This is a genomic window from Mesorhizobium sp. FG116 (genome assembly GCF_057809835.1).
This window is the reverse complement of record NZ_JBMDKS010000007.1, coordinates 19,797-41,158: the sequence shown is the minus strand read 5'-3', so window position 1 is coordinate 41,158 and position 21,362 is coordinate 19,797. Positions and strand designations below refer to the sequence as shown.

Genomic DNA, 21,362 nt, shown 5'->3' with positions numbered 1-21,362 from the left:
CAATGAAAGCGTTCACCGTCGGGATGCCGCAATGCATATCCTGACCACCACATCCGCCTCGCTCGACGAGATCGCCGAGCCGATCGATCTGCGGCAGACGCCGGCGGATGTGGTTGCGCTGTCTTTTACCGACAGTGACCTTGCCGGCTTGGCCTCCGCCTGGAAAGCCGATGCGCAGCGGTTGCCTTCCATGCGTCTCGCCGCATTGCGCGACCTACGTCACCCGATGTCGGTCGATCTATGGATCGACAGCGTGGCCCGCCACGCCAAGGTGATACTGGTGCGCATTCTCGGCGGTTACGACTGGTGGCGATACGGCTGCGACCAGCTAGCGGCAACCGCGCGTGCCAAAGGCATCAAGCTTGCCCTCCTACCCGGAGAGTGCCGCGACGAGGATTTGCGCCTCATCGAAGCCTCTACTCTGCCTCGCGAAGAGCTCGCCTCTCTGCTCGACTATTTCCGCGAAGGCGGACCCGCCAATATGAAGGGGTTGGTGCATCGCCTCGCCAATCTGGCCGGTCACGAGGCGCTATCTGCCGATCCGATCGAAGTACCCAAGGCCGGTTACTACGAGCCGGGGCTTGGCGTGGTTACCTCGCCTCGCTTGGGAGACAGCCCTGCCCCCGTCATCCCCATCCTGTTCTACCGTTCCATGCTTTTGGCAGCCGACGTCGCTCCCATCGACGCGCTGGCGGCGGAACTCAGGCAAAGCGGCATCGCAGCCGTGCCGATCTTCGTCTCCAGCCTCAAGGACCACACTTCGCTTGCCTTCGTGGAAGCAGCCTTTGCAGCGCACGCGCCAACCGCAATCATCACCGCCACGGCATTCGCATCGGGTGCCGAGCCGGGCGCCGAAACGCTGTTCGACCGCGCCGGTGTGCCGGTCTTTCAGGTCATCGTGGCCACGACCCGCCGCGATGCTTGGGCGATCAACCAGCGCGGCCTTGCGCCTGCCGATCTTGCCATGCATGTCGTCCTACCCGAGCTCGACGGCCGCATCCTTGCCGGTGCCATTTCCTTCAAGGCCGAAAGCAGGATTGATCCGGCACTCGGCTTCCGCGCCCATTCCAATCGACCCGAACCGGACCGTATCCAGCAAGTCGTCCGACGCATCACAAACTTCATTCGCTTGAAGGAAACTCCGCCGGCGGAGCGGCGCATCGCCATCCTTATCCCGGACTATCCGAGCGCGCCCGGACGCACCGGCTATGCCGTGGGCCTCGACGTTCCTTCCAGCGTCCTCGCGATGCTGCATGACCTCAAGCAAGCCGGCTACACCGTTGACAGGATTCCGCAATCGCCGCGCGAATTGCTGGACCTTTTGGAGTCCGGAACGCCAGGTCTATGTGTCGACGATTACCAATCTCATTTCGATGGCCTGCCCACCGCTGCCCGCGAGGCGGTGGAAAAGGCATGGGGTGACGCCAGAGCCGCGTTGTCGGACTGCCCCTCATCCCCTGCCGGACCTTCTCCCCGTAAAGTACGGGGAGAAGGAGGAAACTCCAATGCCGACGCCCCCCTCTCCCCGTTTCTACGGGGTGAGGGGCAATCCACCTTCCCCTTCCGCGCAGCAACCTTCGGCAACATCACCGTGGCACTCGCGCCTGACCGGGGTCGCTCGGCCGATCGCCGCGCCGACTATCACGACCCGACTCTGCCGCCGCGCCACGAACTCGTTGCCTTCGGCCTCTGGCTGCAAAAGTCGATTGGCGCGCTCGCCATCGTCCATGTTGGCGCACATGGCACGCTGGAATGGCTGCCCGGCAAGACGGTAGCGCTCAGCGAATCCTGCTTCCCTGAGATTGTCACCGGCTCACTGCCGGTCATCTACCCCTTCATCGTCTCAAATCCCGGCGAGGCCGCTCAAGCCAAACGCCGCATCGCCGCCGTTACGCTCGGCCATTTGCCCCCGCCCCTCGCTGAAGCCGGTCTCGACGCGAACCAGAAAAAGCTGGAACGCCTCGTCGATGAATACGCGCAGGCCGATGGGCTGGATCGCCGCCGTCGCGACCGCCTCGCCAAACTCATCGTGGAAACGGCAGCCCAGACCGGACTTGCGACGGAGGCCGGCGTTGCCAACACCGATGCACCCGACGAAGCCTTGCGCCGCATTGATGCTTGGCTCTGCGATCTCAAGGACTTTGCCATCAAGGATGGCCTGCACATCTATGGCCGCGCCGCGCAAGGCGAAGCCGACCTGCTTCGCCTGCAAAGCGCCGTCACCGAGCAATCCGCCCTGCTCGCCGCCCTCGACGGTCGCCACATTACAGCCGGTCCTTCCGGCGCACCCGCGCGCGGTCGTTCAGACGTGCTGCCCACCGGCCGCAACCTGTTCACCTCCGATCCGCGCACCATGCCGACCCCTACCGCTTTCGACCTTGGCAAGGCGGCAAGCGACGAGGTCGTGACAAGCTACCTTCAGGCGCACGGCGACTGGCCGCGCTCGCTGGTCATCGACCTGTGGGGTTCGGCCTCGCTGCGCACCGGTGGCGAAGAGATCGCGCAAGGCCTCGCCCTGATGGGCTGCCGACCGCAATGGGACGCTGCCACCGGCCGCGTCACCGGCATCGAAGTTTTGCCACCGGCTACGCTCGGCCGCCCACGCATTGACGTTACATGGCGCATATCCGGCCTGTTCCGCGACATGTTCCCGACCCAGATTGCCTTGATCGACGCTGCTGCCACCGCCGTCGCCACGCGTGAGGAGGATGACGCCGAAAATCCCCTCGCCGCTCGCACGCGCGCCGATGGCAAGGTCACGCCGCGCATCTTCGGCTCTTCGCCCGGAACCTATGGCGCGGGCCTGGAAGACCTGCTTTCAAGCGGAGACTGGCAGGCTCGCGAAGACCTCGGTCGCGCCTATCTCGACGCTGCCTCGCACGCCTATGGCGGAGTTGAAGGCGAAGGCGTTTCAGCCCCCGGCGCGTTTGCCGGCCGCCTTGCCGATGCGGATCTGCTCGTCCACACCGGCGACGATCCGGGCCGCGACATCCTCGAAGGGTCCGCCGATGTCGCCTTCATTGGCGGCTTTTCGGCCGCTTTGGCGGCGCTTGGCGGCAATGCCGATGTCGTCGTGCTCGACACCACCGATCCGCAAAAGCCCAAGCCACGCTCGGTTGCCGAAGCCGTTGGCCGTGTGGTGCGGGCGCGCGCGGTCAATCCGCGCTTCGTCGCCGGCCAGATGCGGCACGGCCCGCGCGGTGCCTCTGAGTTTGCCGAGACCGTCGATCGTCTCGTCGGCTTCGCCGAAATCACCCATGCCATTCCGGGCAATCTGATAGAAGTCGTGCACGACGCCTACCTCGGCGATCCCGCCGTGCGCGCCTTCCTGTTGCGCGAAAATCCCGCTGCCGCGAAGGTGATCGCCGAACGCTTTCAATCGGCGCGCCGCCGGGGCCTCTGGCATCCGCTTCGCAACTCCATCGACGACGATCTCGCCGCTCTCATTGCCGAAGCGCAAGCACAGGGAGTGGCCGCATGAACGCCATGTCCCGCCGTGGCGCCTGCCCGACCCTTTCGGCACCCATGCAAACCGGCGATGGCCTGCTCGCGCGGCTCAATCCGGTCGCAGGAGGACTTTCGCCCAAAGCCTTGATCGGACTCTGCGAATCCGCACTGCGTCACGGCAACGGCGTTTTGGAAGTGACCGCGCGAGGAAGCCTACAAATCCGCGGCCTCACGCCAGCGTCGGCCAACCGGCTTGCCGGCGAAGTTGATCAACTGGGCATCACTGTGCGCACCGGCGTTCCAGTTGAAACGGGTCCGTTAGCCGGCCTTGATCCATCCGAAGTTGCCGACCCGCGCCCGCTTGCAGATGCCATCCGGACCGCGATCATCTCCGCCAGTCTTGCTGAACGGCTTGGCCCCAAGGTCTCCGTCGTAGTCGACGGCGGCGGCCATGTCTCCCTGGATGCCATCATCGCCGACGTGCGGCTAAAGGCTCAAAAGCGTGCCGGCGAAACCATCTGGCACCTCGCCACCGGCGGCAATGCGGCTACGGCCGAACCGCATGGAACCGTTTCAGAAGCCGACGCATGCAAGGCAGCGCTCGCCATCCTGCAAGCGATCGCAGCGCTCGGAAAAGAAGCCCGCGCGCAGGATTTGAGCGCTGGCGCCCTACCCTCCGCCTTGCGGGGAGGGTCGGCCGGCGAAGCTGGACGGGGTGGGGGTCCTATCGGGACCATACCCCTCGCCAATGGCACCCGTGCGCTCGGCGTCGCCCTTCCCTTCGGTTCGATGCCGGCAAGCGTTCTCATCAATCTTGCCCAAGCCGCCCTTGCCGCAGGCGCGGCCGAGATACGTCCAGCCCCCGGTCGGTCACTTCTTTTCCTCGGCCTGAGCGAAAACGCCTGCCACCGACTGCAAGACACGGCAGCAGCATTAGGCATCATCACCAACATCACCGACCCACGCCTGCACATAGCCGCTTGCCCCGGCACGCCCGCCTGCGCGTCCGGCAAGATCGAGACCCGCGCGATTGCCGAACGTATCGCCGCCACCAAGTCCGACTTCCTCGACGGCTCGTTCACGCTCCATATCTCCGGCTGCGAGAAGGGTTGCGCGCATCCCGGCGCAGCCGCCCTGACGGTCGTCGGCCACAATGGCGGCGCCGGCCTTGTCGTCAACGGATCGGCAAAGGCACTTTCGCCCGATAGCGCATCATGCAATGACGCCGCTCGTGGCCTTACGGCCATAGCAAAGCTAGTCCAAATCTCGCGCCAACCGAACGAAGACACCGCCGCCTGCCTTGCCCGCCTTGGCGCGACCACCATTCAAACCGCCTACCGACAGGATTGAGCATGGCCGCCTACGACTATATCCACGACGGCACCGCTATCTACGAGCGCTCCTTCGCCATCATTCGCGCCGAGGCGGACCTCGCCCGTTTCAGCGATGCCGAGGCCGACGTCGCGATCCGCATGATCCATGCCTGCGGCCAGGTCGAGGCGGCCCGCAACTTCGTCTTCTCGCCTGATTTCGTCGCCTCCGCGCGCGCCGCCCTGCAAGCCGGCGCACCGATCTTCTGCGATGCCGAAATGGTCTCGCAAGGCGTTACCCGCGCCCGGTTGCCTGCCGGCAACGAAGTGATCTGCACCTTGCGTGACCAGCGCGCCCACGTGCTTGCCGCTGAGATCGGCAACACCCGTTCTGCCGCGGCCATCGATCTGTGGGGCGAGCGCATGGCTGGCAGCGTCGTCGCCATCGGCAATGCGCCGACCGCTCTTTTCTACCTGCTGGAAAAGCTGCGCGACGGCGCGCCGAAGCCGGCTGCCATCATCGGCATGCCTGTCGGCTTCGTCGGCGCAGCCGAATCGAAGGATGCGCTGGCGGAAAACTCCTATGGCGTTCCTTTCGCCATCGTCCGTGGCAGGTTAGGCGGCAGCGCCATGACCGCCGCTGCCCTCAACGCACTTGCGAGGCCAGGCCTGTGACCCAGTCGAAACAAGGCAGGCTGATCGGCGTCGGCACCGGCCCCGGCGATCCCGAGCTGATGACGCTGAAGGCTGTGCGCGCACTGGCCGAGGCCGACGTGGTCGCGCATTTCGCCAAGCGCAACGCAAACGGCAACGCCCGCGCCATCGTCGACGGCCATATGAAACCCGGCGTCGTCGAATTGCCGCTCTACTATCCCGTCACCACGGAAATCGACAAGGAACACGCCGACTACAAGTCGCAAATCCTCGCCTTCTACGAACAATCGGCAGACGCGGTGGCACAGCATCTCATCGCCGGCCGCACCGTCGCGGTGCTGTCCGAGGGGGATCCGCTGTTCTACGGCTCCTACATGCACCTCCATGTCCGGCTGGCGCACCGGTTCCCGACCGAGGTCATCCCCGGCGTCACCGCCATGTCCGGCTGCTGGTCGGCCACCAGCCAGCCCATCGTGCAAGGCGACGACGTGCTGACGGTGCTCCCCGGCACCATGAACGAGGATGAACTCACCCGCCGCCTGGGCGACACCGACGCCGCCGTCATCATGAAGGTCGGCCGCAACCTGCCCAAGATCAGGCGCGCGCTGACCGCAGCCGGCAAGCTCGAAAAAGCCATATATGTCGAGCGCGGCACCATGGCCAACGGCGCTTCCATGCGTCTTGCCGACAAGGTGGATAACAAGGCCCCGTATTTCACCATCATCCTTGTCGCCGGCTGGGCTGGTCGGCCGGGCGAACTCGCTTCCGGAGTGGTCCTGTGACCGGCCGCCTCACCGTCATCGGCCTCGGGCCGGGCAACGCCGATCAGGTAACGCCCGAGGCAAGCCAAGCCGTTGCCGAGGCCACGTTCTTCTATGGCTACAAGCCCTATCTCGATCGCCTCGAACTGAGGTCCGATCAGGTGCGCGTCGCCTCCGACAATCGCGAGGAACTGGCTCGTGCTCAGGAAGCGCTGGAAAAGGCGGTGGCCGGCCACAGCGTCGCCGTCGTTTCCGGTGGCGATCCGGGCGTGTTCGCCATGGCCGCCGCCGTCTGCGAAGCCGTCGAGGCCGGTCCCGCCGCATGGCGCGACATCGACATCGCCGTGGTGCCCGGTGTCACAGCCATGCTTGCCGTTGCCGCCCGCATCGGCGCGCCGCTCGGTCACGACTTCTGCGCCATATCGCTGTCCGACAACCTGAAACCGTGGGATCTCATCGAACTGCGCCTGCTGGCCGCCGCCGGTGCGGGCTTCGTCATCGCGCTCTATAACCCGATCAGCAAAGCCCGGCCTTGGCAGCTTGGCCGCGCCTTCGAGTGCCTTTCGGCCGTGCTTCCCGGCACCACGCCCGTCATTTTCGGCCGCGCCGCCGGCCGGTCCGACGAGCGCATGAACGTCTGCCTGCTTGCCGACGCTTCCCCGGACATGGCCGATATGGCGACCTGCATCATCATCGGCTCGCCGGAAACCCGCATCATCAAGCGCGGCGAGCGCCCTGCCCTGGTCTACACGCCGCGTTCCGCCACGGGGCCAAGATGATGATCGACCATTCGGGCAAGCTCCTCGACGGTTTCGCCGCAAGGCACGTCCGGCAGCGCCGGCCTTTGGATCATCACGATCTCCATGCCCAGCGCCCGCGCAGCGGCGATCTTGCCGTAGGTCGCAGCGCCACCGCTGTTCTTGGAAACCACCACGTCAATCCGATGCTCAAGCAGCAGGGCCTTTTCATCCGCTTCAGCGAACGGCCCACGCGCCAGAATGTAGGTCGCATCCGGCACATTCAGCGGCGGTTCGATCGGATCGACGCTGCGGATAAGATAATGGTGCGGTCGAGAAGACTCGAACTCGGCTACCTCTTGACGGCCCAGGGTGAGGAAAATACGGCGCGGTGCCGCGCCGAGCGCTCCAACTGCCTCAGCAACCGTATCCACCACGGTCCATCTGTCGCCCTCGACCGGCTCCCAGCCGGGGCGTCGCAACGCGAACACCGGGGTTCCTATCCTTTCAGCCGCCTGCGCCGCGTTGGCCGAAATCCGCGCCGCATAAGGGTGGGTGGCGTCGATCAACAGATCGACTCGCTGATCGCGCAGATATTGCGCCAATCCATCGGCCCCGCCGAAGCCGCCTATGCGGGTCGGCACCGGCTGCGCAGCGGGATTTTCCGTTCGCCCGGCCAACGACAGCGTAACCGCAACATCGCTGCGCGCCACCAGCCTGCCGGCCAGTTGCCGCGCCTCGCTTGTGCCGCCAAGGATCAGGATACGGTGGGTCATCATGCCTGCTGAGGGAAAATCAACTGCCGCCCGCAACGCATGGCTCACCGTCGTCGGCATCGGCGAAGACGGTGTAGCGGGTCTCGGCGACGAGGCCAAGCGCGCCATTGCTGCCGCCGAGTTCGTGTTCGGCGGCAAACGCCACCTCGAACTGGCCAATTCCCTTATCAACGGCAAAGCGCATCAATGGCCGACGCCGTTCGACGCCGGCATGGCCGAGGTCGCGGCGCTGGCCGGACGCAACGTCTGCGTGCTCGCGTCTGGCGATCCTTTCCTGCACGGCGTCGGCGTCACGCTGGCGAGAACCATCCCTGTTGCGGAGATGCGTATCATTCCGGGCCCTTCCGCCTTCTCGCTCGCCGCCTCCCGCCTCGCATGGGCCTTGCAGGACGTCGAAGCCATTTCGCTGCATGGCCGCTCTCACGACCTGATCCGCCCCCTCCTGCATCCCGGCACGCGCATCCTCACACTTACCTCCGATGGCGCAGCCCCAGCTGCTATCGCGCAGCTACTGGCCGATCTCGGCTTCGGCCCAAGCCGACTGACCGTGATGGAAGCGCTCAGCGGCCCGAACGAAGCCATTCGCACCGCCCGTGCCGATGCCTTCCACATCGAAAACATCAATCCGCTCAATGTTCTGGCGATCGAAGTTGATTCCACTTCGCAGGCGCGCATCCTTCCCCTCACTCCCGGCCTCGCCGACGACTTGTTCGAGCATGACGGCCAGATCACCAAGCGCGAGGTCCGTGCCCTTACCCTTTCCGCGCTTGCCCCACGGCGCGGCGAACTGCTGTGGGACATCGGGGCCGGCTCCGGTTCCATTGGCATCGAGTGGATGCTGGCACACCCATCGCTGCGCGCCATAGCCATCGAAGCCGACACCGACCGCGAGGCCCGCATCCGTCGCAATGCAGCATCCTGCGGCGTGCCCGGCCTCACCGTGGTTCACGGCACCGCTCCGCAAGCCCTGAATGGGCTTGAAGCCCCTGACGCCGTCTTCATTGGCGGCGGCGGCAGCGACCAAGGCGTCCTTGACGCCGCCGTCAGCGCCTTGCGTCCCGGTGGCCGCCTCGTCGCCAATGCCGTGACGCTTGAAATGGAAGCGCTGCTCATCGCCAGCCATGCCGCCCTTGGCGGCGACCTGACGCGCATCGCGCTTTCCCGCGCCGCCTCAATCGGCTCGATGCAAGGTTGGCGCTCCGCCATGCCAATCACCCAGTGGAATTGGGTGAAACCATGATGGTCGCGGGCATTGGCTGCAAGAAGGGCGTCAGCACCAGTCAGATTCTGGCAGCGGTAGAAGCCGCATTGCAGTCGCACGGACTCTCGTCGGCCTCACTCTCCGGCCTGGCCACCGCCAAGCTGAAGGCGCATGAAGACGCGATCTTCTCCGCCGGGCATGAATTGCGCCTACCGGTTTTCCTGGTCGATGGCCCTGCCCTGCAGATCGTGTCGCTGCGCGGCCTCACCCGTTCCGGCCGCTCGCTCGCTGCCACGGGCACGCCATCCGTGTCCGAAACGGCCGCACTTGCCGCTGCCGGCCACCGCGCCCGCCTGCTCGGACCCCGCACCGTGCTTGGCCCCGTCACTTGCGCCATCGCCGTCGCCGGAGACACAATATGACCGTCCATTTCATCGGTGCCGGCCCCGGTGCCGCTGACCTCATCACCGTGCGCGGCGCAAGGCTGCTCGGCTCCTGCCCCGTCTGCCTCTATGCCGGCTCCATCGTCGCACCAGAACTGCTCGACCATTGCACGCCGGGCACGAAGCTCATCGACACAGCCCCGATGTCGCTGGACGAGATCGAGACTGCCTACCTCTCGGCCCATCAGGCCGGGCATGACATCGCACGGCTGCATTCCGGCGACCTTTCGGTGTGGAGCGCCGTCGCCGAACAAATCCGCCGTCTGCAAAAGCACGGTATTCCTTACACCCTCACCCCCGGCGTGCCGTCTTTCGCCGCCGCCGCCGCCTCCCTTGGCCGCGAACTCACCATTCCCGAAGTCGCGCAAAGCCTCGTGCTTACCCGCGTTTCGGGCCGCGCCTCGAAAATGCCGCCCGGTGAAACGCTCGCCGGCTTCGGCCGCACCGGCGCGACAATCGCCATCCATCTGGCAATCCACGCCATCGACCATGTCGTGGCTGAGCTTTCGCCGCTCTATGGCGCCGACTGCCCCGTCGCCATCGTCTTTCGCGCCTCCTGGCCGGACGAGCGCATCATCACCGGTACGCTTGCAACCATCGAAGAGCAGTTGAAGGCGGACCCCATTGAGCGCACTGCCATCATCTTCGTCGGCCATTCGCTGGCTGCCACCGATTTCACCGAAAGCTCCCTTTACGACGCCTACTACCAGCGGCGTTTTCGCGGGCGGGACGGACTATGAGTAACGACGCAAATAACAGCCCTCGGGCCGCCGTCGAACGGGCGCTGAGCCGTCTCGACGCCAAGCTGCGCACGCTCGATGCCGGTCATGTCTGGCTGGCAGGTGCCGGCCCCGGCGACCCCGGTCTTTTGACACTGGATGTCGTCAGCGCGCTCGGGCAGGCTGACGCTCTGGTGCATGATGCGCTGGTCTCACCAGAAATCATTGCCATGGCAGTGCAAGCGGAAAAGTTCTTTGTCGGCAAGCGCGGCGGCCGCCTGTCCATCCCGCAAGGCGACATCAACGCGCTTCTCGTGCGCCTCGCCCGCGAAGGCCGCAAGGTAGTGCGGTTGAAGGGCGGCCACCCTTATGTCTTCGGGCGTGGCGGCGAGGAAGTGCAGGCTCTGGTCGAAAACGGCATTCCTTATCGCGTCTTGCCGGGCGTCACTTCGGCCTTCGGCGGCCTTACATCGGCTGGCATCCCCGCTACCATGCGCGGTGTCAACGGCGCCATCATTCTTGCCACAGGTTTCGCCGCCGTTTCCGACGATCGTCCCGATTGGGCAGCGCTTGCCCGCACCGGCCAGCCGATCATCATCTACATGGGCCTGACCCATATGGCCGCGACCATCGCCGATCTTTACGCGGGTGGCCTGTCTCCCGAAACACCGGCAGCCCTGATCGAAAACGCCACCTTGCCGCAGGAGCGTACGGTGGTCGCCACGCTCGGCACGCTTGTGGAAGCCGCCAGCCGCGAAAATATCGTCTCCCCGGCCCTCACCGTCATTGGCGGCATCGTAGCACTTCGTGCCAAGCTGGCCGGTGCATCTTGAGCGCTCGCGCCATCATCATCGGCGCACCGCGCTCCGGCTCGGGCAAGACCAGCGTCACCATCGGCATATTGCGTGCGCTCGCCCGGCGTGGCCTCCGTGTGCGCGGGGCCAAATCCGGACCCGACTACATCGACCCCGGCTTCCACGAAGCCGCGACCGGCCTCTCAGGCGTCAATCTCGACAGTTGGGCGATGGCCCCAGGCCTGCTCAACGCGCTTGCCGGCAACGCCGCCGCAGACACCGACTTCGTGGTGCTGGAAAGCGCCATGGGCCTGTTTGACGGCATTCCCGGAACGCCAGGCCGTTCCGGCGCAGCATCCGACCTCGCCGCCTTGTACGGCATCCCGACACTTCTCGTCCTAGACGTCTCTGGTCAATCGACCACGGTCGCCGCTGTCGCCAAGGGCTTTGCCACCTATAGGCCGGACGTTCGCATCGCCGGCGTGGTTTTGAACCGCCTTGGCAGCGAACGTCATCGCAAGCTCTGCACCGAAGCTGTCGAAGCGCTCGGCCTGCCCGCGGTCGGAGCCATCATGCGAGACCCGAGTCTGACCATGCCCGAGCGCCATCTCGGTCTCGTCCAGGCCGGCGAGCACGACGACCTCATCGCCTTTATCGACCGCATGGCCGAAATGGTCGAGCGCTCGCTCGACCTCGATGCCGTCATGCGCCTTGCCGAACCGCTTCAGCCCTCCGGCGGCGATTTCGCATCCGCCCTGCCGCCGCCCGGGCAACGTATCGCAGTGGCTCAGGACAAGGCTTTTACCTTCATCTACCCACACGTCGCCAATCGCTGGCGGGAAACAGGCGCCGAGATCATTCCTTTCTCGCCGCTGGCCGACGAAGCGCCCGATCCGACCTGCGATGTCTGCTGGCTACCCGGCGGCTACCCAGAACTTCACGCTGGAAAGCTTGCCGCGGCCGCGAATTTCCGCGCCGGCATGACCGAATTCGCCCGCGCGAAACCGGTGCATGGCGAGTGCGGCGGCTTCATGGTTCTTGGCGAAGCGCTGGAAGATGCCGATGGCGTCACGCATCGCATGCTCGGCCTGCTCGGTCATGTGACAAGCTTCGCCAAGCGCAAGATGCATCTCGGCTACCGTCAGGCGCGCCTCTTGGCAGACTGCCCGCTTGGTTCGGCCAGCACAGTCATCCGTGGCCACGAATTCCACTATGCGCAGACCATCGGTGCCGGCAACGACCAGCCCTTGGCCGAGCTTGCCGACGGCCAGGGCGCACCGCTCGGCCCCTCTGGCTATCAACGCGGTCATGTCAGCGGCACCTTCTTCCATGCCATCGCGAGGGGCGACTGACCCATGCCCTCTCTTCGCCAGATGCGCGACGACGCTGCGCTTTGCCTCGTCTTTTTCACCCGCCTGCCGCTGCCTGTGTTCGACTTCCGCGACCGCACGCTTGCGCAAGCCATCTGTGCGGCTCCACTTGCCGGCCTTGTCGTCGCGGCCATCGCAGCCCTTGTCTTTGCCGTAGCCGACGGCCTCGGCCTGTCGCCAGCAACAGCCGCCGCTCTCTCCCTTGCCGCCGCCATGCTTGTCACCGGTTGCCTGCATGAAGACGGACTGTCGGACGTCGCCGATGGCTTCGGTGGCGGCAAATCGCGCGAGAAAAAGCTCGAGATCATGCGCGACAGCCGCATCGGTGCCTATGGTGCTTCGGCGCTGGCGCTGTCGATCCTGATCCGATGGACGGCGCTGTCCGGCATAGCCGACCCTTTCAGCGCGCTTGCCGCCCTCATTGCCGCCCACATGGCGTCACGCGGGCTGCTCGGTGCCTTCATGCATCTACTGCCACCTGCCCGCAGCGACGGGCTCTCCGCCAGCGCCGGAACTGTCAGCATCAATACCGCCCTTGCCGGCGCAGTCATTGGCGCGGCATCTCTCCTCTTGCTCGGCGCAGGCGGCGCGATCAGTGCGGCCGTCCTGCTTGCCGCGATCTTCCTTGGCCTGCGCGCGCTTTGCCTCAGCCAGATCGGCGGCCAGACAGGCGACACCATCGGCGCGCTGCAACAACTGTCTGAGATAGCTGTGCTACTCATCGCGTCCGTCGTTCTTTCGTGATTCAGTTTCGGAGACTTTACCGCCATGCCATTCAAATCGCTCGATGATCTGCGTTCGGCCTGCACCAATTTGCCGGCCGGTAGCGACACTGCCGCAGCGGCTGTCGCGCGCCGACAAGACACGCTGACCAAGCCGCAGGGCAGTCTCGGTCGTCTCGAAACCATCGCTGCATGGCTGGCGCGCTGGCAGGGCCGGGACATGCCGAAGCTCGACCGCGTCAAGGTTTTCGTCTTCGCTGGCAATCACGGCGTCACCGCGCAAGGCGTCTCCGCCTTCCCCTCCGAAGTCACCGTGCAGATGGTCGCCAATTTCGCCGGCGGCGGTGCAGCCATCAACCAGCTTGCGCGCATAGCCGGCGCTGACCTGACCGTCATTCCACTCGACCTCGACCATCCAACCGGTGATTTCACGCAAGGACCAGCGATGGATGAAGCCGCATTCCTCGCCGCCGTCTCAGCCGGTTACGATGCCGTGCCGAAAGATCTTGACCTCGTCTGTTTCGGAGAAATGGGCATTGGCAACACCACGCCCGCCGCAGCCATATCAGCCGCCCTGTTCGGCGGCGGGGCCGAAAAATGGACCGGCCGCGGCACCGGCGTCGATGACGCCGGCCTCGCCCGCAAGGTTAAGGCAATCGATGCCGGTCTCGCGCGCCACGCCGACGGCCTGTCCGATCCGCTAAAGGTCGCCGCCAATCTCGGCGGCCGCGAACTGGCCGCAATATTCGGTGCGACACTCGCTGCCCGCCATCACGGCATTCCGGTTCTGCTCGACGGCTTTGTCTGTACGGCCGCCGCAGCGCCGCTTGCCAAGCTGCATCCCGGCGGCCTCGCGCACACGCTTGCCGCCCATGTCTCCGCTGAAGCCGGCCACCGCAACCTGCTCGAAGCGCTCGGCCTGCCGCCGTTGCTGGATCTGGGTATGCGGCTGGGTGAAGGCTCAGGCGCCTGCCTTGCCGTCAACATCGTACGTTCGGCGCTGGAATGCCATGCGCGCATGGCAAGCTTTGCCGAAGCAGGCGTATCAGAAAAGTAGAGGTGGAAACCTCAGCGGTGGAGCGAAACGCTGGCGCGGATGCCGGGCGCTACCTGGCGCCGGGCGTTGCCCAGCCACTCGTCGAACGCTGCGCGTTCCGGGCGAATGAAAACGGCGTCCGGCGCAAACCGCGTCCACGCATAGTGGTGTTTGGGCGCAACCGAGGTGAGCACAGGCTTGCCGGATGCAATCGCGTGTTCGAAGGCTTCGAATAGCCCGCTTCCCACCGCCTCCACCTTGCCGAACTTGCTCAGTACGACGATATCGCTTTCCTCGATCTGCCCCAGCACGCTGGAGCACGCTCCGACGACGCCCAGTTCATCGAGATGGCAGGACGTGTGCGCTGGCGGTTCATCCAGATACATCGCATAGACATTGTTGGTCTGGATGTTGCGCAATAGGCCCGCGCTGCAGGAGCGGCCGGTCAGCCCATGCGCTTCCTCGACGATGCCGCAAACTTTGAGGCCTTCGGCGCGCCAGTCCACGATCGCCTGCGCCAGCAACTTCTGGATGATAGCGCTCTCCGCGCCAACGATCGCTGCGATTCTGCTTCGTGTCATCGCCGTGCCTGCCTTTCCGCTCGGCTACAATGATCCCGACAGCGTCTCGGATCAAGGTGTCCATGCCATGACAAACCGCCGCGCGCATCGACACAACCACGCCAGCCATTGAAACTCTTTAAACAACGTCGCGGCCAGTGCTTTGCCAAAAGCACCAAATTCGCAAGCCTAGTGCCTCGCTATAATCCTAGGCTCGCAGCAGTCTGGCGCAGATCGACAAGCAACTCCGAGGTCACCTCCAACGTTCGGTCTTCGCGCACTTGCACGCCCTGCCCGGCCTGATGTGCCGTAAGCACCTCGTCCCGTTTGCGAACGAGCGCCTCGATCTCCGGCGCATAAAGCGCCAGCACCGAACTCAGCCAGCGATTGGTGAGGTAAGACGGCCGCGCGAAATGCAGGTCGAAGCGCGGCATCAGCGCGATCGTCGCCTCCGCCTCCAGCCATTGGTCGCCAACCACCCACTGATTGACGGTGAACAGCCTGACCAGCCGGCCATAGGCATCGACACCCAAGGCGATGAGATGATGGATCGGCCCGCTCGCCCCCTCCGGCCGCACGAAGCAATGGAAATGGCCATGCTCGGCCTGCCCTTCCTGCGGCGGATGGCTGTGATAATACCACTGCGCGCCAGTTTCCGGATCGAACACGTCACCCGGAGGAAAATGCTCCCAGGCGGCAACGGATTTTGCTTCGCGCAATGTCTCGAGCAACACGTTGCTGGCCGATTTCGCCAGAACCTGTTCGCAAAACAGCGCCTGTCGCGCAGCCTCCAGTCTTGCATCGTCCATGAAGCAGTCTCCTGCCTACAACTTGCCTATTGCGGCTGTGCCGCGCAAGGCGAAGCGGCTGGCGCAGCAGCGCAAGGGGCCGGTGCCGCGGCACATGGAGCCGCAGCCGCGCAAGGCGAAGCAGCAGGCGCAGCCGAACACGGTGAGGACGCCGCACAAGGAGCCATCGCAGCACAGGGCGCCGGCGCTGCTGCGCAGGGCGATGTCGCCGCGCACGGAGAAGCGGCTGCGCAGGGCGACGCTGCGCAAGGCGAAGCAGCACTACATGGGGCTGCGGCGGCACATGGTGTCTCTGCCGCGCAAGGTGCGACCGATGCACCTGCTGCCGCAACAGGCATCGGCGCAGCCGCAAACCGGTAATGATCAACCGCCACCGCCGAAGTGGCCGCAAGGAAGGCAGTGCCGAACAAAAGCGTGTTGCGCGTGCTCATTTCGATTTGAACCCGTCGAGACCGAACACTGGACGCAACGCCACGCCGCCAAGGCTGCCGACGAAGGCCGATGCAAACCACAGCCAGCCGTGCACGCTTCCCGAAGCGATGCCGCTGAACAGCGCCCCGATGTTGCAGCCGAACGAAAGCCGCGCTCCGTAACCCATCAGCACGCCGCCAATTGCCGCAGCCAGGAACGATGCGAAGGGCACATGCACCTTCGGCGCAAATTTGCCGGCAAGTCCCGCCGCCAGCGCCGCCCCCAAAATGATGCCGAAATTCATCACCGAGGTCACATCGGCAAGCACGCTCGAACCCAGCGCCTTTGCCGGTCCGGGCCACGTCCAGAAGGTCCACGTTTCAATGGGAACGCCGGTCGCCTGAACGATCTTCGCGCCCCAAAGCCCGAAGCCGAACGTGACCGACCAGGGATGCCCTGCCGTCAGCAGGGTTGCGATGTTCAGCGCCGCTAGCAAAATGCCTGCGCCGAACAATGGCCAGGGACCATGCAGCAAGCGGGAAAATCCTTGCCTCGGCGCAGGCTTGATCTGCTCCAGACTGCCGTGGGCGCGCCGTTCCACCAGCATGGTCGCCGCCGCGACCGCAGCCAACCCGGCCAGCGTCACCGCAATCGCGCCTGCCACGCCGAACGTACGCCCGAGGCTGATCTCCGGCAGTGCAGGCAGCGCCAGCCACCAGGGCAGATGCGCCGTGCCGATCACCGCGCCCACGACGAAGAAAATAAGCGTCACCAGCATACGCGAAGAACCGCCGCCAACGGTGAACAAGGTTCCCGAACCGCAACCGCCGCCAAGCTGCATGCCGAGACCGAAAAGCGCGGCCCCCACCAGAACCGACACGCCGACCGGCGCAAACGCGCCCGCCAGCGCCAGTCCATTGGCGCTACCCATGGCAAGCAGCGGAATGAAGACAACAGCCGCCGCCGCAATCATCAGCATCTGCGCCCTGAGCGCCCTGCCCCGCCGCTCAACGACGAAACGGCGCCAGCCACCGGTGAAGCCGAACGACGCGTGATAGAGCGTCATTCCAAGCAAGCCGCCGATCAGGAAAAGCAGCGCCTGCCGTGGGCTGATCGCTTGCCCGATGGCAAGCGTTCCCAGCACGAAGGCCAGTCCGACAAAGACAACCGGGCCTTTGTCGAGATTGACGGCAGGTGCCCGGGCGAGCGTTGCGTTGATGTTGGTCATTGAGGCGGGATTCTCGCAATAGCAGACGCGACCGACTTACCGGGTCTGAGCGCTGCTGGAAACAGGAGGCCTTAAAACAGGATGTCCAGGATTGTCGTCCTGGACATCTTGCAAATCACGACTTGGCTAAGACCGGGATCAAGTACCGGGCTCGACCGGGCGCGCCGGATCGGCGGCCCATTCGGCCATCGAGCCGTCATACATCTTGGTGTTCTTGTTGCCCTCGATTTCGCTGAGGCCAAACCACACCACGGAAGCCCAGTGACCGGTATTGCAGAAGGCGATGTTTTCCTCGTCCGACTTCAGGCCGAGGTTCTTGGAAAGGTTCGCAACCGTGTCCTTTGAAGCAAAGGAAGCCTTGTCCGTATCGTAGAGCTTGCTGTTTTCCAGGTTGGCCGCGCCCGGAATGGTGCCGGCAACGCGCACCACGGGGCTCTTCGCCTCACCCTTGAACTGGGCGGCCGGGCGGCCATCGATAAGCTTGGTGCCGTCGGCACGCGCCTTTTCAACGTCAGCGGTCGTTGCCAGAAGTTCCTTCTTCAATTCACCCGTAAAGGTCGCGGCCACCGGCTTCGCAGCCTCGGTCGAGAGTTCGCCGCCAGCCGCTTCCCATGCGCGTTCGCCGCCGTCCAGGATCGATACGGCATCATGGCCGAGCACCTTGAACGTCCAGTAGATGCGCGTCGCAGCACCGAATTCGGAAGAATCCGTACCTTGCGGAACGATGACGACATGGCTGTCATTGCTGACGCCGAAATTGCCGATCGTCTTGGTGATCTGGTCAACCGGCGGCAGCATGCCCGGAACGCCGTTCACCTCGGCGCGCCAGCCGCCAGTCGTGTAAGGCGCATTGACCGCGCCCGGCACATGCCCCTTGTCATAAGGGTTGCCTTCCTTGGTGGCGTCGCGAACGTCAAGCACCACAAGGCTCTTGTCGCCCAGCTTGGATTTCAGCCATGCCGCATCCACAAGCGGCTGGTCGGTCAGGCGTTCGGCCTGAGCCCCGCCAACGAAAGCAAGACCGGCAGCGATTACTGCCGCGAAGAGAGAAAAGCGCATCAAGCCACCTCGGAAAAAGATTTCAGAAAACGACATTCCCGATAGTTATAGGCCGGCAGGCAGTGCCTAACACGACAACGTGTCCTAATATTTACGACAATTAGGAAATCCATGCGCATGAGCGACATAGAAATAGAATTTTGTTCCAGACTTCATTTGCCGCCCGGGCAGATGTCCTAAAGCCAGCGCCCACCTGCCCTTCGGCGCGCGGGAGCAACGCAGAAAAGCTCTCCACACAAGCGTGTCGGGAGAAGTCCGACGCCACCCGTATCGGTGGTCTGCAAACCGGACAGATTCGGAACAAGTTCCACGCTGCGGAGTTGACCGTCTTTGGGAGCTTGCGATGAGCGCACACGCCATCAGCCGCCAACCAACCTGCTCAAAAGAAGCGACGGCCCGAACGTTAGCCCACGCCGTCGCCGGAGAAGAATGACTGCCGAAACCCCTCGCCAACATCGACCGCGCGTCCTCAAGCGTGGCTCGATAATAACCGGCCCAAGCAAGTCGGAAGTTTCATGCATAGTCAGAAATCAGCATGCCAACGGCGCCGAACTCAAAGTACCGATCGACGTGCCGGTGCCGGACCTGTTCACCCTGTATGTGCCGATAGACGGGATCGCCTATGACGCCCAGCTTCGGTGGCGTCGCGGCGAACGCATCGGAGTAGAGTTCATAGGAACAAGGCCGAAGCCACGCTTCCACTATGGATAGCGGCTCCACAACGCCGACCATCCACGGGCAACGTCCATCAGCACTTCAGTGCGAACTTCATCCGGACTTTTTGAAAACTTGGTGGGTGTGCACAGGATCGAACTGTGGACCCGCTGATTAAGAGTCAGCTGCTCTACCAACTGAGCTACACACCCACGCCGCCGGAGAAACCAGCGTTGGCGCGCATATAACCGGCGCTATCTGGCATGTCTAGCCCTGTAAGATCATTTCCCGACAAATCGCCATACTAGTTGGGATTCGTCGCACCGGCAGCGAGATTTCGGCCGCGAATTAGACAAAAATCCGCCCTTCGCCGACTTTCACCGCATGTCCGCCAATGCGCGCCGCGATTAATTTCCGGTGCTCGACCTCAAGTTCAAGCCGTATCCGGGAGGGTCGTCCCATTTCCAGCCCCTGCTCGATCCACAGGCTCGACAGGCCGTCGCCCGGCTGGTCGAAATGCAGGACCGCGCCGGCAAAGGCGGCGGCAGCCGATCCGGTCGCCGGATCCTCGTAGGAAGGATTTCCCGGAACGAACATGCGCACGTGAAAAGCGCTGTCGTGGTTCACCGTCTCGCGGCAATAGACATAAGGGCTGGCAAATGCCCACTCGCTCTTGCGCGGTGCCAGTTCCGCCCACGCCTGGTTGTCCAGCCGGGCTTTCGCCGCTGCATTGAGCCCGCTCACCGGAATGGTCACGTAGGGAACCCCGGCCGACCAGAACGATGGCCTGTGGTTTTCAAAACCGATTTCATGCGGTCCAAGCCCAAGTGCCGCGCCAATCGCGCTAGCATCGGCGGAAAGCTCCAGCGGTTCCGGCAGCTTTGCCAGGTCGAATTCCGCAAAGGTCGCGGCTTCACCCTTTTTTACGGCGCAACGCACCGGCCCGATATTTTCTTCAAGAACGAAAATGCCGGCGACATCGCCGGAATTGCTCGCTTCGGAGAGCGCAACGGCACTCCCCACCGTCGGATGGCCGGCAAATGGCATCTCGTAGTCCGGCGTGAAGATGCGGATGCGCGCCCGGTGCGCGGCGTTGTCGGCGGGCAGCACAAACACCGATTCGGACAGGTTGAATTCGCGCGCAATCCGCTGCATCGCCTCGGTGTCCAGCCCATCGCAATCCAGCACGATGGCAAGCGGGTTACCGGTCAACCGATCGGTCGTGAAAACATCGTAGAGCAGATAGTTGCGTCCCCGCATGGCCGAAAACCCTGACACCAGATCAAACATGAGCGAAATTTAATTTGTATTTCAGTCCCTAAGGCCTGATGTGTGACACCTGATAGTGCCACATTTATAATAGGGGTCCGCCATGGACCAGATTGTCAGTCCGCCGCGAGCGGACTCGGATGCTTCTATCGAAACCAGTCTCGCTCTGGACAGCAAGGGCGTGTCCGGCATCCGGCGCAGGCGCGTATGGCTTTATCTCCTGCTGGCGCTGGCCGTCATCGCAGCCGCAATCTTCGCCTATACCCGTTTGACGGCGGCACCAGTCCGGATCGAATACGTCACCCAGCCTGCGGCCCTTGCCGACCTCACCGTCGAAGTCTCGGCCACCGGCACTTTGCAGCCACTCAATCAGGTCGATATTTCCAGCGAATTGTCGGGCGTCGTCCGCTCCGTCTCGGCAGACGAGAACCAGCAGGTGAAGAAGGGCGACGTGCTTGCCGCGCTCGACACCTCCAAGCTCGAAGCCCAGATCGAACGCGCGAAAGCCTCCGCCAAGGCAGCCGAAGCCAATGTCGAGGACGCCACCGTCACGTTGAGGGAAAACGAGAAAGCGTTGGAGCGCGCGGCGGCCCTTGCCAAGCGCGGCATGGCGACGGATCAGGCGCTTGAAGCCGCCACCGCAACGCGCGACCGCTCGCGCAGCGCCAAGGACATTGCCGAAGCCAATCTCGCCATTGCCGAGGCGGACGTGAAGTCGCAACAGACCGATCTTGCTAAGAGCACCATCTACGCCCCCATCGACGGCATCGTGCTCACCCGCTCCGTCGATCCGGGCCAGACCGTGGCGTCGTCCTTGCAGGCGCCCGTCCTGTTCGTCATCGCCGCCGACCTGAAGAAAATGGAGCTGAAGGCCGCGATAGACGAGGCCGATATCGGCACGGTCAAGCCGGGCCAGCAGGCCCGCTTCACCGTCGATGCCTTCCCCGACCGCACCTTCAATGCCGATATCCGCGACATCTCCTACGCCTCGGTCACCACCGACGGCGTCGTCACCTATGATGCAAGGCTGGATGTCATCAACGACGAGCTTTTGCTTCGCCCCGGCATGACGGCAACTGTCACTGTCGTCACCAAGGAAGCCAAGGGTGCATTGACGGTACCATCGGCGGCATTCCGCTATCGGCCGGCCGCCACCCAGACCACGAGAAGCTGGAGCCTGCTCGACATGTTCACCGGCCGCATGGGGCGTCCCGGCGGCAACAGGACGCGCCAGCAGGCCGCGCCAGCAGCCGATGGTTCGCGCACGCTCTACATCCTGAAGGACGGCGCGCCGCAGCCGGTCAACGTCAAGATCGGCGCCACCAATGGCGAACTGACCGAGGTCCTGTCAGGTCTGTCGGAGGGAGACAAGGTCATCACCGCCCAGCAGCAGCGAGGCTAG

The 21,362-nt window shown here is 64.3% G+C and carries 20 protein-coding genes and 1 tRNA gene; 14 read left to right on the top strand and 7 right to left on the bottom strand.

Features of this window, described 5'->3' with window-relative positions:
* Positions 1-31: 31 nt before the first annotated feature.
* From cobN to ACODTY_RS07965, 5 genes are read left to right on the top strand one after another with little or no spacing between them, the layout of a single operon-like run.
* Positions 32-3,481 carry a cobaltochelatase subunit CobN gene (gene cobN, locus ACODTY_RS07985; protein ID WP_488993756.1) on the top strand — a complete coding sequence of 1,150 codons (3,450 nt, stop codon included), beginning with the start codon at positions 32-34 and terminating at the stop codon, positions 3,479-3,481.
* Positions 3,478-4,797: a precorrin-3B synthase gene (gene cobG, locus ACODTY_RS07980; protein WP_488993755.1), complete on the top strand. Its 1,320-nt coding sequence runs from the start codon at positions 3,478-3,480 to the stop codon at positions 4,795-4,797. Before cobN ends, cobG begins: the two co-directional genes overlap by 4 nt.
* Positions 4,798-4,799: 2 nt before the next feature.
* The gene (locus ACODTY_RS07975; RefSeq protein ID WP_488993754.1) at positions 4,800-5,432 is read left to right on the top strand and encodes a precorrin-8X methylmutase; all 633 of its coding nucleotides are present in this window, start codon (positions 4,800-4,802) and stop codon (positions 5,430-5,432) included.
* Complete coding sequence (locus tag ACODTY_RS07970; protein WP_488993753.1) at positions 5,429-6,193, top strand: precorrin-2 C(20)-methyltransferase; 765 nt, start codon at positions 5,429-5,431, stop codon at positions 6,191-6,193. The genes ACODTY_RS07975 and ACODTY_RS07970 overlap by 4 nt, the downstream gene beginning before the upstream one ends.
* Entirely contained in the window at positions 6,190-6,951 is a 762-nt protein-coding gene (locus tag ACODTY_RS07965; protein WP_488993752.1) for a precorrin-3B C(17)-methyltransferase, read from the top strand. The genes ACODTY_RS07970 and ACODTY_RS07965 overlap by 4 nt, the downstream gene beginning before the upstream one ends.
* Here the strand turns inward: ACODTY_RS07965 and ACODTY_RS07960 are convergent.
* On the bottom strand, positions 6,918-7,685 hold the full coding sequence (locus tag ACODTY_RS07960; protein WP_488993751.1) for a cobalt-precorrin-6A reductase: 768 nt from the start codon (positions 7,683-7,685) through the stop codon (positions 6,918-6,920). The genes ACODTY_RS07965 and ACODTY_RS07960 overlap by 34 nt on opposite strands.
* A gap of 1 nt (position 7,686) precedes the next feature.
* Here ACODTY_RS07960 and cbiE point away from each other — a divergent pair, with 1 nt between their 5' ends.
* Genes cbiE through cobT form a run of 7 tightly spaced genes read left to right on the top strand, consistent with a single transcriptional unit; the run spans position 7,687 to position 13,991 of the window.
* Positions 7,687-8,925, top strand: a complete 1,239-nt coding sequence (cbiE, locus tag ACODTY_RS07955) for a precorrin-6y C5,15-methyltransferase (decarboxylating) subunit CbiE (protein WP_488993750.1) — start codon at positions 7,687-7,689, stop codon at positions 8,923-8,925.
* Positions 8,922-9,308, top strand: a complete 387-nt coding sequence (locus ACODTY_RS07950; protein ID WP_488993749.1) for a cobalamin biosynthesis protein — start codon at positions 8,922-8,924, stop codon at positions 9,306-9,308. The genes cbiE and ACODTY_RS07950 overlap by 4 nt, the downstream gene beginning before the upstream one ends.
* Positions 9,305-10,069 (top strand): precorrin-4 C(11)-methyltransferase, encoded by a 765-nt coding sequence (gene cobM, locus ACODTY_RS07945; protein ID WP_488993748.1) that lies wholly within the window; start codon positions 9,305-9,307, stop codon positions 10,067-10,069. Before ACODTY_RS07950 ends, cobM begins: the two co-directional genes overlap by 4 nt.
* Positions 10,066-10,881: a uroporphyrinogen-III C-methyltransferase gene (gene cobA / locus ACODTY_RS07940; protein ID WP_488993747.1), complete on the top strand. Its 816-nt coding sequence runs from the start codon at positions 10,066-10,068 to the stop codon at positions 10,879-10,881. Before cobM ends, cobA begins: the two co-directional genes overlap by 4 nt.
* Positions 10,878-12,194 carry a cobyrinic acid a,c-diamide synthase CobB gene (locus tag ACODTY_RS07935; RefSeq protein WP_488993746.1) on the top strand — a complete coding sequence of 439 codons (1,317 nt, stop codon included), beginning with the start codon at positions 10,878-10,880 and terminating at the stop codon, positions 12,192-12,194. Before cobA ends, ACODTY_RS07935 begins: the two co-directional genes overlap by 4 nt.
* Before the next feature lie 3 nt (positions 12,195-12,197).
* Positions 12,198-12,956, top strand: coding sequence for an adenosylcobinamide-GDP ribazoletransferase (cobS, locus tag ACODTY_RS07930; RefSeq protein WP_488993745.1), 759 nt, complete (start codon positions 12,198-12,200; stop codon positions 12,954-12,956).
* Positions 12,957-12,980: 24 nt separating this feature from the next.
* The gene (gene cobT, locus ACODTY_RS07925; RefSeq protein ID WP_488993744.1) at positions 12,981-13,991 is read left to right on the top strand and encodes a nicotinate-nucleotide--dimethylbenzimidazole phosphoribosyltransferase; all 1,011 of its coding nucleotides are present in this window, start codon (positions 12,981-12,983) and stop codon (positions 13,989-13,991) included.
* Positions 13,992-14,002: 11 nt separating this feature from the next.
* Here the strand turns inward: cobT and ACODTY_RS07920 are convergent, their stop codons facing one another.
* The 4 genes from ACODTY_RS07920 to ACODTY_RS07905 form a co-directional block, all read right to left on the bottom strand.
* Complete coding sequence (locus ACODTY_RS07920; RefSeq protein ID WP_488993743.1) at positions 14,003-14,551, bottom strand: DUF2478 domain-containing protein; 549 nt, start codon at positions 14,549-14,551, stop codon at positions 14,003-14,005.
* Between the two features lie 179 nt (positions 14,552-14,730).
* The gene (locus ACODTY_RS07915; RefSeq protein ID WP_488993742.1) at positions 14,731-15,339 is read right to left on the bottom strand and encodes a DUF6969 family protein; all 609 of its coding nucleotides are present in this window, start codon (positions 15,337-15,339) and stop codon (positions 14,731-14,733) included.
* Positions 15,340-15,766: 427 nt separating this feature from the next.
* The gene (locus tag ACODTY_RS07910) at positions 15,767-16,978 is read right to left on the bottom strand and encodes a YeeE/YedE family protein (protein WP_488993741.1); all 1,212 of its coding nucleotides are present in this window, start codon (positions 16,976-16,978) and stop codon (positions 15,767-15,769) included.
* A gap of 138 nt (positions 16,979-17,116) precedes the next feature.
* Complete coding sequence (locus ACODTY_RS07905) at positions 17,117-18,037, bottom strand: sulfurtransferase (protein WP_488993740.1); 921 nt, start codon at positions 18,035-18,037, stop codon at positions 17,117-17,119.
* A gap of 429 nt (positions 18,038-18,466) precedes the next feature.
* Between ACODTY_RS07905 and ACODTY_RS07900 the strand changes: the two genes are divergently transcribed.
* Positions 18,467-18,748 carry a PilZ domain-containing protein gene (locus ACODTY_RS07900; RefSeq protein WP_488993739.1) on the top strand — a complete coding sequence of 94 codons (282 nt, stop codon included), beginning with the start codon at positions 18,467-18,469 and terminating at the stop codon, positions 18,746-18,748.
* Between the two features lie 79 nt (positions 18,749-18,827).
* Here ACODTY_RS07900 and ACODTY_RS07895 read toward each other — a convergent pair.
* Positions 18,828-18,903: transfer RNA gene (locus ACODTY_RS07895), tRNA-Lys, on the bottom strand.
* Between the two features lie 136 nt (positions 18,904-19,039).
* Positions 19,040-19,951 carry a PhzF family phenazine biosynthesis protein gene (locus tag ACODTY_RS07890; protein ID WP_488993738.1) on the bottom strand — a complete coding sequence of 304 codons (912 nt, stop codon included), beginning with the start codon at positions 19,949-19,951 and terminating at the stop codon, positions 19,040-19,042.
* A gap of 112 nt (positions 19,952-20,063) precedes the next feature.
* Between ACODTY_RS07890 and ACODTY_RS07885 the strand changes: the two genes are divergently transcribed.
* On the top strand, positions 20,064-21,362 hold the full coding sequence (locus ACODTY_RS07885) for an efflux RND transporter periplasmic adaptor subunit (protein ID WP_488993737.1): 1,299 nt from the start codon (positions 20,064-20,066) through the stop codon (positions 21,360-21,362).

Coding starts and splice junctions, on each gene's coding strand:
- cobN (WP_488993756.1), top strand. CDS start 32: ATGCATATCCTGACCACCACATCCGCCTCGCTCGACGAGATCGCCGAG.
- cobG (WP_488993755.1), top strand. CDS start 3,478: ATGAACGCCATGTCCCGCCGTGGCGCCTGCCCGACCCTTTCGGCACCC.
- ACODTY_RS07975 (WP_488993754.1), top strand. CDS start 4,800: ATGGCCGCCTACGACTATATCCACGACGGCACCGCTATCTACGAGCGC.
- ACODTY_RS07960 (WP_488993751.1), bottom strand. CDS start 7,685: ATGACCCACCGTATCCTGATCCTTGGCGGCACAAGCGAGGCGCGGCAA.
- cbiE (WP_488993750.1), top strand. CDS start 7,687: ATGCCTGCTGAGGGAAAATCAACTGCCGCCCGCAACGCATGGCTCACC.
- ACODTY_RS07950 (WP_488993749.1), top strand. CDS start 8,922: ATGATGGTCGCGGGCATTGGCTGCAAGAAGGGCGTCAGCACCAGTCAG.
- cobM (WP_488993748.1), top strand. CDS start 9,305: ATGACCGTCCATTTCATCGGTGCCGGCCCCGGTGCCGCTGACCTCATC.
- cobA (WP_488993747.1), top strand. CDS start 10,066: ATGAGTAACGACGCAAATAACAGCCCTCGGGCCGCCGTCGAACGGGCG.
- cobS (WP_488993745.1), top strand. CDS start 12,198: ATGCCCTCTCTTCGCCAGATGCGCGACGACGCTGCGCTTTGCCTCGTC.
- cobT (WP_488993744.1), top strand. CDS start 12,981: ATGCCATTCAAATCGCTCGATGATCTGCGTTCGGCCTGCACCAATTTG.
- ACODTY_RS07920 (WP_488993743.1), bottom strand. CDS start 14,551: ATGACACGAAGCAGAATCGCAGCGATCGTTGGCGCGGAGAGCGCTATC.
- ACODTY_RS07915 (WP_488993742.1), bottom strand. CDS start 15,339: ATGGACGATGCAAGACTGGAGGCTGCGCGACAGGCGCTGTTTTGCGAA.
- ACODTY_RS07910 (WP_488993741.1), bottom strand. CDS start 16,978: ATGACCAACATCAACGCAACGCTCGCCCGGGCACCTGCCGTCAATCTC.
- ACODTY_RS07905 (WP_488993740.1), bottom strand. CDS start 18,037: ATGCGCTTTTCTCTCTTCGCGGCAGTAATCGCTGCCGGTCTTGCTTTC.
- ACODTY_RS07900 (WP_488993739.1), top strand. CDS start 18,467: ATGACTGCCGAAACCCCTCGCCAACATCGACCGCGCGTCCTCAAGCGT.
- ACODTY_RS07890 (WP_488993738.1), bottom strand. CDS start 19,951: ATGCGGGGACGCAACTATCTGCTCTACGATGTTTTCACGACCGATCGG.
- ACODTY_RS07885 (WP_488993737.1), top strand. CDS start 20,064: ATGGACCAGATTGTCAGTCCGCCGCGAGCGGACTCGGATGCTTCTATC.